Raw genomic sequence first — 14,380 nt, 5'->3', positions numbered from 1 at the left:
ATATATAGAAATGCCCCAAAGAGTTATAGACTATTTGGGGCATTTTTTTTTCTAGTACTTTATATTTTTTAATCATTGAGTTCAATTGTTCGAAAAGTCAAATTAACTCTTGGACTATTAACACGAGTGGTTGGAGGAAGACGATGTAACCAATGAGTTTGTGTTTCTCCTTTCATGACTAATAAACTACCACTGTTTAATAAAAGAGATATTTTATCTGAAGTTTTTTTATGCTTGAAAGCAAAATTTCTTGATGCACCAAAACTTAAAGAAGCAATTGCTCCATTCTTTTTTAAATCTTTTTCCCCATCTGAATGCCAAGCCATTCCTTCAGAACCATCATGATATAGGTTTAGCAAACACGAATTGTAAGTTTCTCCAGTTTGTCTTTCTACTTCTTCTTTGAGTTCAAGTAGTAATGGTGTCCAAGGAAGTGCTTTTTTGGTGATTTTTGAATAGGTATATTCAAAGGGATGGGAACCATACCAAGCTACTTTTCGTTTGGTTTGTATATGCTTTCCAAATATTATTGCTTCGTCATTTTTCCATTCTATTTCGATCAATAGCGTTTGGAAAATTTCTTCAGATTTTAATGTGTCATAAACAAGACCGTAATAAAACACTGTTCCGTCATAAGGAAGCAAGTTGTGTAATGCGGTGTTTAAATCTGTAAATAAATCCATTCTAATCTTCTTTATTAATTGCTACTGCTTCCCATCCAATAAGAGCACTTTTTCTTTCAAGACCCCAACGATATCCTCCCAATCGCCCTGATGTTTGCAATACTCTATGACAAGGTATGAGAATAGCGATAGGGTTTTTTCCAATTGCACTACCAACTGCTCGGGAAGCGCTTGGACTTCCGATCTGATCGGCGATAAATTTATAACTTCTTAGATTTCCAGCTGGTATTTGTAACAAAGCCTCCCATACTTTTAATTGGAACTCACTGCCCTTTAAGTGTAATTTAATAGAGGGTAAATCTATATTTTCCGTATTCAATTGAAGAAGCTTTAGTGCTTGTAAATGAATGTCTTTAACTTCTTCATGATGACTTGCATTAGGGTATTCTTCCAAAAGTTCTTGTAATGCAATTCCCTTATCTTCTATAAAACTTAATTTGCAGATTCCTTTTTCAGTAGAAGCTATGTGAACTGTTCCAAAAAGAGTTTGATGAAAAGAGTTACTAATGATTAATTTCTCTCCGCCGTTTTTATATTCGGCAGGAGTCATACCTTCAAACTGTATAAATAAATCGTGTAATCTACTCGTACTTGATAAGCCAGCTTCATATGTAGTATCGAATAGGCTAGGAGATTCTACTTTTTTTAAAAGTGATTTTGTATAGCTTAATGTAATGTATTGAAGAAATTTTTTAGGACTTGTGCCCACCCATTCTGTAAATAAACGTTGAAAGTGTGCAGGACTAAGATGTAAATAGTCTGCAACAGTAGTCAAATCAGGTTGCTCTTTAAAGTGAACTTGTATATAAGCAATCGCTTTTGCAATTCGCTGATAGTTTTCGTGTTGATAGGAAAAATTGTCTTTCATACTTCAAAGTTTGAAACAAAGTACGTGAAACATTTTAATACCTGAAATCCGAATCTTGCGAATTTGACTATAATTTTAAGGGTAGTTTTTTAAATCTTAAAATTTTATTAAATTGCAAACAAAATTTATTGAAATGGAAGTAACAAACACATCGGGATTCTCTCAAGAAGTTGAGATGCCAAAAAACAACATGACATTAGCAATTATTGCAACTGTCTTAGGATTATGTTCTTTTTATTGCACTGGATTAATTCTTGGAATTATTGCAATTGTAATGTCGTCACAAGTAAAATCTAAATTTGAGAATGGTGATGTAGAAGGAGCATTGAAGTCAGCTAAGACCTCTAAGCTTTTGTCTTTAATTGCTATTGGGTTATTTGTTTTAGGAATTGCTGTTTCAGCATATAGTATTATGACCTATGGATTGGATAATATTATAGAAGAGTACAAAGAAATACTCGAACAAGCGCAAGCTGGTAACTAAAATATGCTTAAAAATATATTTATTCGTTTCTGTGCCTATCTTTTACCTTTAGGAGTAGTGTTTTTTTACGCGAACCTCTTCGGAAAGATAGGCATGGGGGGAATAAGTTGTACTTTCAATAAATATACTGGGCTTCATTGTCCTGGTTGCGGTGGTCAACGTGCTTTTAAAGCTTTATTACACGGTGACTTTCATACCGCAGCGAGTAATAATATTCTTATCTTTATTCTCGTGCCTACATTGCTTTATTGTTATTTTATTCTTGTTGAAACATATTGGATAAAGAATAGCAGTTGGAGTTCTAAATTTCAAATCCCTTCTTTTTTCGGATATTTATTAGTGGCTCTTCTAGGTGTCTTTTTCGTGCTTAGAAACTTGCCTTTTCATCCATTTACACTTTTGGTTCCCTAAATAAGAAGTATATTACTTCATCTTTTTTATAACACTCAGATACTATGAATTATATCTTATCTTCTTTAATCAACAGTTGGGTAGGACTAACAGGTTATAAGAAAAACTTAGAGGATGTTCCTTGGTTAGCAGGGCCGTTTGGAGAAAATGGACATATTGGAAAAGAGTTTTATAAAGAATTTGCAGAAAAGAAAGAGCTTGGTTGTATTGAAAGACAACCAAACGGTTTAGTAGTTGATTTTACTAGTGTTTTAGGTGATGATGACAGCAATAAGGATAGATTGCAAGAAAGAGTAAAACATTTTTATGAAAACACTAGTGATTATAAGTTGGATGTTTGGTCGGAATGGTATCATCCTGTAAAGTATTTTGCTCATGTTTTAATCAGAACTGTAAGTTCTGGAATTGATCAGCTCAATATTCCACTGAGTCCTTTAGAGACCAGTAGAGGAATGAGTAATGAAGTGATCGGTTTAATTGATAAGGAAGAGAATCAGGTAATGGCTTGTTGGCTTCGGAAGACAGTATTAACCCAAAAGGTGGTCTATGCTGGATTTTACTCCATAGTTAAAATCAGTGATAAACCTTTTATTCGCGTAGTATTTCCCTTACCAAAAGGAAGTGCTACTGTTTTATTGAGAGTTGAAGTACAGGAAGATGGATCGGTTAAATTGATTTCCGATGGAAAGAAACCAGGTGGTGCAGGTTATTATAGAGTTAAAGTGATGAGCAATGACAAGATAAGGTATAAGTTCATTCCATTAAAAGAGCTCATCCATGTTTATACAGATGAGAATAATGTTTTACGCACAGACCATGTATTTTGGTATTGGGGCATGAAGTTTTTGCAATTGCATTACAAAATGGAAGTAGTGTCTAGCAAATAAAAAATACATACAAAAAAGACTCCTAATCTTTCGAGAGGAGTCTTCAACTTTTTCATAGAATTTTCAGAATAGCTTAAGTATTAAAAACCTTAAACAACAAACCAATTAATTATTAACGTTCTCTTTTCATAGCAATTTTCAAGTGAAACGTTTTAAGCTATTCTGTTATTGAGACACCGAAGTAGGTATAAAGTCACATAGTTTTTTAATAAAAAGGTGTTTTATTTCTAAATGTTCATTTAAGTGTCAATCTGCCAGAAGATTGGATTGGTAAATAAAAAATGTTTTTTGACGATGATATCCCCACTATTTGGATATCAAAAGATAAATAGAGGTTTAATTACTTGCTAAATTTAGTAATGAAATTTCGAAACCTTTTCATTAAACACGATGTAAACCGACATTAGAATGTTATATAATGCATCTTTTCCATTGAAATAGTTTATTAGATATAGTGTTAAAGCGTCACTTAATCAGTTTTTTAAGGGGTGTTATTAAGTAAATTACTACTGCGTAAATTAGTCGACTTTTTGTACCTTTGCAGCCTTAAAAATTTAAGTTTCATATCGTGAATATAAAGTTCAAACATTGGGTAACTCTTATCGTTTTATCGCTCGTATGGGGATCTTCCTTTATTTTAATTAAAAAGGGATTAGAATATTTTACTCCAATGCAAGTAGGAGCACTTAGAGTTACTCTAGCAGGACTGTTTTTACTACCAACTTCCATTAAACATATCAAAAAGCTGGAACGTAAAACATTTCCTTGGTTATTTCTTACCGCTATGGTAGGTAGTTTTATTCCGATGTTTTTATTTCCTATTGCAGAAGTTCATTTAAATAGCGCTATTGCAGGTATTTTGAATGCCTTAATGTCTATTTGTGTGATTGTATTAGGTGCTTTGTTTTTTAAATATAAAGCAAACATAGGGGAAGTAATTGGTGTTGCTTTTTCTTTTTTAGGAGTAATACTTCTATTGCAAACTCCAGATAGTCATACTGCAGTACCGTATGAATGGTTTTATTATATGATATTAATCGTAGCTGCGATTATGTATGCATTTAGTGGCTTGTTAACTCAAAAATATATGGGAGGTGTCTCTCCATTGGTTTGGACTGCTTTTATTGAATTGGTTTTATTGGCTCCTGCCTTAATTGTTCTAATTTCTTCTGGTTTCTTCCAGGTGCTTTTAGAACATCCTGAAGCCTTAGAAGGTGTGGGTTTTGTCTTTCTTCTAGCCTTGTTTGGAAGCGTTTTAGCAAATATTTTTTATTATAAGTTAATCCGTGATACGAATGCCGCATTTGCATCTTCGGTTTCATTGTTGATGCCAATAGTTGCATTTATTTGGGGACTTTTAGATAATGAGGTTCTTGGTATGCTTCAGGTTTTTGGAGGAGTCATGATTGTAACTGGACTTTATTTTGGTAGAAGAGATATGAGTTTTATTAAAAGAAGATTTAAGAAACCAAAAATAGATACTCAATGTTAAGAAGTGTTATTTAAGTGTTTAAATACCTTAAATATGTTAATAAAATAGGTTGTGTAACTTAGCTATCTATAAAATATTCAAAACTTTAAATCATGGCTAATCAGCATACATATACTTTTAAAACTCTTTCCGAAATAGACGTTTTTCGAGGTAAAAACTTGAATGCTCAAGTTGATGCATTTAGTATTTGGCCTGATTACATATTGGCAGATACAATTAATCAGCAATATTGGGAACGATTGTATTCTGAATTTCCTGAATATCAGTTCTTTTTGATAAATGGGGAGAAAGTTGTTGGGAATGGTAATTGTGTACCTTTACATTTATCAAAAGAAGAGAATGCTTATTTACCTGATGGTGGTTGGGATTGGGCATTGGAGAAAGCTTTCTTAGATAGAGAAAAAGGCATTGAACCAAATGCATTATGCGCTTTACAAATAGGACTGAATAAAGAATATCAAGGAAAAGGAATTAGTAGTCAGTTGATAGTGTGTATGAAGAATATTGCTTTGTCAAAGAACTTTAAGTCTTTTATACTTCCTATTCGTCCGAATCAAAAAAGTCAGTTTCCTCTTATACCTATGGAGTCTTATATTAAATGGACCAATGAAATTGGGTTGCCATACGATGCTTGGATTCGTACACATGTGAAGAATGGAGCAGAAATAGTTAGAGTATGTGAAAGATCCATGTATGTTTCAGGAAGTATTCGAGAATGGGAGCTATGGACGAATTTATGTTTTCAAAGTTCAGGAAATTATATACTTCCTTTTTTGTTAAATCCTATTCAGGTTGATTTAACTGTTCAAAATGGAATCTATATTGAACCCAATGTCTGGATGAGGTACCTTTTATAACCTACCCATGAAGCTTCTATAGTAATTAGTAGAATGATTCCATTAGTTTTAAAAATTTGTTTATTCTAATTGCTAATTATTTTTTCTATTAAGTTATCAGTCTATTGTACTGTTGGTAAATTTTATTTACTGTTAACTATTAGTGAGGAGTCTCTCTCGTATTTCTTGTAATTATAAATTTATAGGTATTATTGTAAAATTACAAGTATCTGGTAATCAATATTTTTGTGGGGTATGTTAAAGAATAAGTGTTAGTTAACATGCAGTATTTAGGCATTGTTAATATTTGCTTAAAATATCATAATGTCTATATCTTTGGTTGAATTGCAATAGCTGTTTATATAAACACATTTACTAGGTGTTTGTTATGAGAAAATAAGCTGTTGGGAAAACAACTAATATTTATATTTTGATTATGATGAAAAATAAATACACTTTCATACTATTGTTTGTAATGGCTTTAGCTTATTCCTTTCAGCAATTAGAGGTATATTCTTTTAGTAGACATTTAGGAAATGAATGGATCCTAGAGCAATTGTATAAGGCTAACATGGTTAATACTTGCACACCTCCCAATATTAAAGAAATCACGTATAAAAATTTAGAGAAGGATAAAGTTACGTTTGTATGGAATGATCCTGCTAACTCGAGTTGGCAATACCATGTCCAATTAGCTGCTGGAGGTACAAAACCTACCGGGAGTGGGACTATTGTTAAAACTAATTCAATTACAATTACTAATGTAAGTGGTGTTGGGGGGGGCTCCTTAATGCCTAATGTAGAATATGAATTTTGGTTGAGTACTTATTGTGAAGGAAGCTCAACAACTGAATGGATAGGACCTATTCATTTTAAAACATTATGTGACGTACAACCACTACCATATTGGGAAGGTTTTAATGCAACTTCATCAACTCTTGGATGTTGGACTGTTATAGATAAGAATAACAAGTCGATAGCTCCTTCAAATACTAGTAAAATATGGAGAGTAAACAACAGTTTTGATACAGCTCCTTATGAAGGGAATCAATATTTGATTTTTATTGGAGGAGTTGCTGCTGGGCCTTTCAATGATTTTTTAGTGTCTCCTTCTTTTCAGTTGGATGATACTAAATATTATAGATTAAAATATAATTTTATAACAAGTGTAGCTTATAAGAGTAGTTTTAATGTTGTCTTATCTGAGGAAGGAATAGAGCCTAAGGATTTTAAAAAAATATTACTATATAAGAAAGATCATTTAAATAATGGAGGTGTCTGGAATGAAGAAAAAATTGTAATTGGAAAAACTAAAGGAGAAGTTAATATTGGATGGCATATAAAAAATGAGATAGCATCTCCTGTTTCTTTAGGAATCGACAATCTCTTTTTGGAAGAAATCGCTTGTCCAGAACCTGTACAACTAGGTGTTAAAGATGTAAAGTCCGATGGTGCTACTATTTTTTGGAGTGATGACTTTGGGAGTAAATGGGAATATGCTGTGCAAAAATCAGGCGGAGCCCCACCAGCTTCAGGTATTGTCTCGAATAATAAAGAGGTTGTTATTTCAAAGGAAAATAATGGTAGCTTATTAGACACCAATACAGAATATGAATTTTATGCACGAACAAATTGTGGAAATGGATTGTTAGGGGAATGGTCGGGACCTTTTAAATTTAGAACTTCATGTGCTGTTTTAAAAACACCGCTTTGGGAGGGTTTTAATCCAGACTCAAAAACGATTTATTGCTGGACCATTATTGATGGAAATCAAGATGCAATTAGTCCTACGAGTAATAATATCTGGAAGGCTCATAGTATTTCCTATGAAGGGATAAGTGGAATGTGGTTTAATGGTACCGCTAGAGTGGGTGGGCAACTACAAGATGACTGGTTAGTTTCACCAACAATGTTATTTGAAAAAAACAAAACCTATAGATTAAAATATCATTATAAAACGGGTGCAGTAGCTTCATACGATTATGAATTTGAGGTTTTGTTGTCAAAAGCAGGTGTTAACGTAGATAAGTTTTCTACTATAGTAGTACCTAAGGAAAAGTATAAATATGGAAGTGATTGGATTGAGGAAATTGTCTTTATATCTGGTGTAGATGGTGATGTAAATATAGCTTGGCGTATTACTAGCGCTACTGCGACTCAATTATCAATAGATAATGTGTTTATTGAGGAGGTGATGGATTGTGCGGAGCCAATCAAATTGGGGGTGAAAGATTTGGAGAAAGACGAAGCTACCATTTATTGGGAAGATGATTTTGGAGCCAAAGGATGGGAATATTATGTGCAAAAAACAGGTGGAAAAGTACCTGCGACTGCTGGTGTTGTAGCAAATAAAAAAGAGAATATTGTATCTAAAGAGTTTAATGGTGATTCTTTAGAACCAAATACCGACTATGAATTTTATGTGCGTACAGATTGTGCAAATGGGAAAAAAAGTATTTGGCAAGGTCCTTTTAGATTTACTACTAGCTGTAGTGTTTATGACATTCCGTTTGAAGAAGGTTTTGAAGAATCGGTTAAAACGTATAGATGCTGGACTATTGTAGATGGAAATGGGGATTCTACTTCACCAACAGGTAGTTATATATGGCGTACTTATACTAGTGGTGTGAAAACAGGTAAGCAGTGTATGTATTTTTATGGTGCTGCAGGAAAACAAAATGACGATTGGTTAATTTCTCCTACATTCAAAATGGAAGCAGAAGATTATGTTTTAAAATATTATTATAAAACTAGTGCCATAGCTTCCCAAAATAGTTCTTTTGAGATATTATTGTCTTCTAATGGAACGAATGTTGTAGATTTTAACACTACCCTTTTACCGACTAAGATCTATAAAGAAGCGAATTGGAAAGAAGGAGTGGTTTTCTTCAAAGGAGTTCCTGGAGATGTGAATTTGGCATGGCATGTTAATGCGATGAGTTCTTGTTATGTTTACTTAGATGATGTTTCTTTAAAAAAGGTAGAAAATTGTCCAGAACCTTATTACGTAACCGTAACTGGTACGACTTCAACTAGCATAAATATTGAGTGGCAACAAAATGGAGGTGTTGATGAATGGGAGGTTATAGTTGTGGATTATGGAAAAGATGAAACTTCAATCCCTTTAAAAACAACAGTTGTTACTGGAACTCCTAAGACTTCAATAACTGGTCTTAATCCAGGGGTACCTTATACTATTTATGTTAGAGGAAAGTGTTCGGACAAATTAACTAAAAGTGATTGGTCTACACCGTTAAACACAGCAACTAGTGTTGCTGGGAATGACGAGTGTTCAGGGGCTATTAATATACCTGTAAATACTACATTAGAGTGTGTAAAAACTGTTTCGGGAACTCTTAACGGTGCTACGAGTTCAGCAAATCCTAAATCTAGTTGTAATAATGGATATGCTGGTAAAACAGATGCTTGGTTTGAGTTTACTGCGCTTGCTTCTTCGCATAAATTGGAATTGATGGATTTTGGGAGTATTTCAGGTAGTTCGGTACCAAGTATTTATGCCGAAATATATGATCAGCCTTGTGTAAGTATGACTAATTCTTTAGGCTGTTATGGAAGTTTTTCACAAAGTGCAAGTAATTATTGGATGTTGAGAGATTTGGTTCCAGGTAAAAAATACTATGTGCGTTTTGGAAGTTCAACAGCCTTTTCAGATTATTTGTTTAATGTATGTATTACCACGGCTTCTGGTGATTTGGCAATTAAAGTGAGTCCGAATAATGAAAAGTACAATGAAGAAGAATTGGTGAAATCAGTTTTGATTAAATCAGAGTGTAATCTAGTGAGTAATGTGCAGTATAAGGTAGGGGACGGTAGTGCAGCAACAAAGACTATGAATACATTGGGGTATTTTAGTAAAGAAAATTCAATATTTCCTTTTGAAGAAGGAATAGTGTTGTCTACGAATGAGGTAGAATTCGTTCCTGGGCCATTCAGAGGTCAATTTAGTGAAAGAGGAACCAATAATTTTAGATGGGGAGGTGATGATGATTTGAAAGAAGCAATTAATGATGCGGGTGGACATCCTATGGCTTATTCCCCTAACCCAGTTATGAGGGTTACACAACTAGAATTTGATTTTATTCCTATAAAGGATTCAATACAATTCGATTACTTATTTGCATCGAATAGTTATGCTTCGGGATGTTCCTACGCTTGTAGCAATGCTGCTCTTTTCGCAGCATGGTTGGTAGATACTAAAACAGGTAGAGGTCAAAACTTAGCAAAGGTTGAGGGGACCGAAACAGCAGTTGCCGTGAATACCATTAGAGATGCTAAGAAGTCTGGGATTTCATGTGATAGCAGAAATGAGGAATATTATTGGAAGCACTATGATAAAGGGGTTGATAATCCGTTAGAGGCGCCAATCGATTTTATTGGGTTTACGGAGGCTATGAAATCTAAAACAATTGCTGTAATTCCAGGGAGAAAATATCATATTAAACTTGCGGTAATGGATTTTTGTCCAGTAGTAGCCCATTCATCGGCGGTGTTTTTTAAAGGAGGAAGCTTTGATATCGGTAATTTGGATTTAGGGGCCGATTTGTTGATTGATACAAATAATGCACTATGTGAGGGAGATTCTGTGATTATTGAATCAGGAATTGTTTTATCTGATGAGTTAAAGACAGAAATAGAGTGGTATAAAGATGGGGTTATAGTCCCAGGAGCGACTGATTCGAATCTCGTAGTTACTGATTCCGGAGAATATAAGGTTTTAGTGAGATTTGCGGAATTGGAATGTGAATCATCAGGGACAATTTTGGTGGAAATGTATCCTTCTATTTCGAAAATGGTCCATTCGGCTGATGATATTGTTATATGCAGACAATCACTAAATGATATTATTGTTGATCTTACTATGGTTGAGGAAAATATGTTTAAGGATGTTGAAAGAAGTGATTATGAAGTTGAGTATTATAAGAGCCAAGCAGATGCTGATTTAGCTGAGAATAAAATTGAAGATTCTAAGAAATATTCATTTGGAAAAAGACCAGAATCCACAAGTTTATATATGCTAATATTAAATAAAAAAACTGGTTGTTCAGAACTGTTTACGATTCCTATTATTGTTAGTCCAGGTGATTTACCAGGAAAGATAAATGATGTTGCAGTATGTGGAGAATATATTTTTCCTACAGCGAATGGAGATTATTTTACTCAAGCAGGGGGAATGGGGGAAAAGTATAAAGAAGGAGATGTATTGACTAATGTTGGAGAAAATAGTATTTATTTCTTGCAATTGAATAATGAAGAGGGGTGCTTTGAAGAGACAAAGTTTACTGTCACAATTACAGCTAAAATAATAGCTGATAATTTTGAAGATAGAACTTTAAAGTGTGAATTGTATGAATTAAAACCTCTTTCAGATTTCAATAGATATTATACCGAACCAAATGGGAAGGGTGATGAGTTGTTTCCTGGAAGAAAAATCGAAAAACCTAGAACAATTTATGTGTATGCTCGTTCTGAAGATGGATTGTGTGTAGATGAAAGTAGTTTTTCTATAGATTATGAAGACTGTCCAATACAAAAAGGAATTTCACCTAACGGAGATGGACTTAATGATAATTTTGATTTAAGTGGACATGGAGTAATGAGTTTAAAAATTTACAATCGATACGGAGTTGAAGTTTATACTTTTGGGTATGGGTATACCGATCAGTGGAATGGACAGGATAGGAATGGAAATGTTTTACCAGATGGTACTTACTATTATATTGTTATAGCTAATAACAAAGAAAGAACAGGATGGGTACAGGTGAATAAATAATGTGTTTTCGAAATGATATTTTAAGAGGATACGAATGAGGTTTTTGAACATATTTTAATTACATATTCGTTTTAATATTAAGATTGGTTGAATGTTGAAAAGAGGCTGTCTTTTAGATGGGCCTCTTTTTTTGTTAGATTCTTTTGAACATGGAAAATATAGTATATTACGCTCTGTTTTAATATGAATAGTACTATAGGTAGCTATTAGACCGCTGTTATGTGGTTTTTGGAAAATAAAAAGTCCTACTAGGAAATTTAATAATGAGGATAAAATGTATTTAAATAGAGTAAAACAAATAAAAAGAGTTGTAATTCTAATAGTTGCAATTGGTACTGTTGGGGCGTTAGTGTCTTATTTTATTTATAAAACTCAATATCAAAAGGAGAAGAGTGTTAATGAAGAGTATATAGGTGTTTTAGATTCATTATTAAAATATGATCTGAATCGTGCGGATATAGAAATTTCTAAGTTTTATATAAAAACGAAAAAGGAGAAAAAGGATTCAGTGCATTTAGCTTATTCAAATCTTTATAGAGCAATTGGAGATAGGGTAAATTATAGGAAAGAAAGAGACAGTATTCTGTTTTTTTTAGAAAGGGCATCGGATTATTCTGTTAATTCTCAAGATATAGAGTTGAAAGCACAGATTAATTATGAGTTAGGTGTTTACTATTCCGCTGAAAGAAATTTACCTCTTAGTATGGATTACCTCTTAAAAGCTTCTAGTCTTATTGAGAAGAGTGAGAATAAAAGGGGACTAGCAGCTGTATACAACAAGTTGGCTGGAATATATTTTAGATTAGATGATATCGAACAAGCGCTTAATTATTATGAAAAAGCTTATGAGATATTTAGTAAGAAAAATGAGCCGATAGATAAGGCTGTTTATTATACAAATGTTAGTAAAATACTTTTAAAACAAGAGAAGTACGATGAGGCTCGAAAACAGTTATTGGTATCGTTAGAGACGTTTGAATCCGTAAAGGATACTTTTTCGACTATCACTGTTTTGATGTTTTTGTCAGATGTAGAGCATCTTCAAGGAAACTCTGGAATTTCAAAAGACTATTTAAGTAGAGCTAATGAATTAGCATCATATTTTGATAATGAAAAATTACAAAAGCATATACAGTTGCATTACGGAGCAATATTTGCCAAAGATGAAGATTATAGTCAGGCATTAAAATACTATCTCAAAGGATATGAGACACAGGAGGACCTTCAGGTGGATTATGAGAATTTAGAAGTTATTTCAAATATTTTTCTGGAGCGTAAAAATTTCGAACAAGCACATTCTTATCTAAAGCATTACTATCGCATTAAAGATAGTATACAAGGCGAAGAAGTGAAGAATAGGATTCAATCTATGAAATATGAGAATCAATTTAAGCAATTCGAGTATGAAAAGGTAATTGAAGAAGAAAAACATAATAAACAATTTTATATTTATTTGTTTAGCATTGGTTCAGTTATGTCTATTGCTGTGTTTATTTGGTTTTTATATCGCCATAAAAATAAGTCGTATCAAATTAGTAGAATTGAAAATAGAAGGTTAGAAGAGAAGGTTAAGGCAGAACAAGAAATCCAAAAGTTACAATCAGAGCAATACGAACAAGAGTTGAAGTCTAACAATGATTTACAGACATTACAAATACAACAATATGAGTTTGAGAAAGAAGCAAATAAAGAGCTGCGATTATTGCAATCTAAACAATACGATTTAGAAATTGAACTTAAAAATAGAAAGTTAACAGCTATAAATTTACAATTGCTTTCTAAAAACGATTTGCTAAATGAAATTGAAGATATAATTAAGGATGTTGATGCGGAAAGAGTTGTTGTGGACTTACAGAAAATTATACGCAGTAAGCGAAACCAAGAGAAAGATTGGGAGCAGTTTAAAGAGGTGTTTATTAAGATACATCCCGGCTTTTTGAAAACACTTCGTTTTAGATATCCAGAGTTGACCAAAACAGAAGTTAGGGTCTGTATTTACATTATGGTTAAAATGAGTAATGATGAAATTATAAATCTTTTAAATATAAGTCATCAAAGTTTAATAAGAACAAGATATCATATTCGTAAAAAGATGGGATTAAGTCGTTCAGATAGTTTAGATGAGATAATACGTGATATGTGATTTCATATGTTTTGTTATTAATTATGTAGTTTGATCTTTTTAATCCTGGTACTTATTGTGGCTTGAGTTTTGAATTTTATTATTAGAGAGTCGTATTGGTTAAGGGTTTTGTTGATAGAGTTTTATTCTAGGTATTTCCTTGTACTTGTTTGACGCACCATCTATGAGTGCGTTTAAAAAAACTAACTAGGTTTAGTTATTACAAAGTGTATGCTAAAACGGCTACTATATATAAGGAGTACGTTTAGAATGTTTTTTTATAGTCCACCATTTGAAAAACAAATAAGTTCCTCTTTATATAAAGGAGGCTATCGGTTATAATATATAGAACATACCCTGCTAAAACCCAAGTCAGCTTTATAGCCGAAGCTAGGGTATTTTTGTAAAAGTGTGCTCAGGGTCCATTCAAGGTCCACTGAAAGTCCACTCAAGGTCCACTCAAAGTCTATGAAATATATGGAGGTGTCTCGTCCTAGTATAGCTGTACAGTTATTGTTATTAATCCTGCTTATAACTGTACATGTAATTTAGTAGTCCTAAGATTGCTGTACATCTTCTTTTTTTAGTTGTTTTATCTTGTAATAGTTCTTCCATCTCTTGGTTAAAAAACCCTTTTCTAAATGAGCTTGGTTCGGGGTTAAATTGTCACAACTATTATGTGGTCTAAGACTATTATATGCCTCTATGTTATCCTTTAGTATCTGTTTTGTTTTTTGATATCCCAGATTTGAATAATTTAAATCAAATTCACCTTTTATGATTCCATTGACCCTCTCGGCTACAGC

The 14,380-nt window shown here is 32.9% G+C and carries 10 protein-coding genes; 7 read left to right on the top strand and 3 right to left on the bottom strand.

All coding sequences use genetic code 11. The features are described from left to right. Positions 1–68: 68 nt before the first annotated feature. Positions 69–683: an alpha-ketoglutarate-dependent dioxygenase AlkB family protein gene (locus BM024_RS09645; RefSeq protein WP_090679672.1), complete on the bottom strand. Its 615-nt coding sequence runs from the start codon at positions 681–683 to the stop codon at positions 69–71. Position 684: 1 nt separating this feature from the next. Further along, on the bottom strand, positions 685–1,551 hold the full coding sequence (locus BM024_RS09640; protein ID WP_090679670.1) for a methylated-DNA--[protein]-cysteine S-methyltransferase: 867 nt from the start codon (positions 1,549–1,551) through the stop codon (positions 685–687). A 133-nt stretch (positions 1,552–1,684) separates the two neighbouring features. Between BM024_RS09640 and BM024_RS09635 the strand changes: the two genes are divergently transcribed. The 7 genes from BM024_RS09635 to BM024_RS09605 all read left to right on the top strand — a co-directional run bounded on the left by BM024_RS09635 (position 1,685) and on the right by BM024_RS09605 (position 13,595). After that, a complete protein-coding gene (locus BM024_RS09635) occupies positions 1,685–2,035 on the top strand; it encodes a CD225/dispanin family protein (RefSeq protein ID WP_090679668.1) in 351 nt (116 codons plus the stop codon). 3 nt (positions 2,036–2,038) lie between these two features. After that, positions 2,039–2,446, top strand: coding sequence for a DUF2752 domain-containing protein (locus tag BM024_RS09630; protein ID WP_090679666.1), 408 nt, complete (start codon positions 2,039–2,041; stop codon positions 2,444–2,446). A 44-nt stretch (positions 2,447–2,490) separates the two neighbouring features. Beyond that, the gene (locus tag BM024_RS09625; RefSeq protein WP_090679665.1) at positions 2,491–3,333 is read left to right on the top strand and encodes a hypothetical protein; all 843 of its coding nucleotides are present in this window, start codon (positions 2,491–2,493) and stop codon (positions 3,331–3,333) included. A gap of 568 nt (positions 3,334–3,901) precedes the next feature. After that, the gene (locus tag BM024_RS09620) at positions 3,902–4,825 is read left to right on the top strand and encodes a DMT family transporter (protein ID WP_090679663.1); all 924 of its coding nucleotides are present in this window, start codon (positions 3,902–3,904) and stop codon (positions 4,823–4,825) included. Between the two features lie 92 nt (positions 4,826–4,917). Next, positions 4,918–5,682 carry an N-acetyltransferase gene (locus BM024_RS09615; RefSeq protein WP_090679661.1) on the top strand — a complete coding sequence of 255 codons (765 nt, stop codon included), beginning with the start codon at positions 4,918–4,920 and terminating at the stop codon, positions 5,680–5,682. A gap of 415 nt (positions 5,683–6,097) precedes the next feature. Then, entirely contained in the window at positions 6,098–11,452 is a 5,355-nt protein-coding gene (locus BM024_RS09610) for a choice-of-anchor J domain-containing protein (protein WP_090679659.1), read from the top strand. 274 nt (positions 11,453–11,726) lie between these two features. After that, on the top strand, positions 11,727–13,595 hold the full coding sequence (locus BM024_RS09605; protein ID WP_090679657.1) for a tetratricopeptide repeat protein: 1,869 nt from the start codon (positions 11,727–11,729) through the stop codon (positions 13,593–13,595). Positions 13,596–14,131: 536 nt separating this feature from the next. Here BM024_RS09605 and BM024_RS09600 read toward each other — a convergent pair. Further along, positions 14,132–14,380: integrase core domain-containing protein (locus BM024_RS09600; RefSeq protein WP_143077752.1), on the bottom strand; the 249-nt coding region annotated here is incomplete at its 5' end.

Origin of the sequence: Myroides guanonis (genome assembly GCF_900114085.1) — a bacterium.
Taxonomy (GTDB): Bacteria; Bacteroidota; Bacteroidia; order Flavobacteriales; family Flavobacteriaceae; genus Flavobacterium; species Flavobacterium guanonis.
Note: the sequence above shows the minus strand (reverse complement) of the source record. Positions and strands in the feature narration are given on the sequence as shown.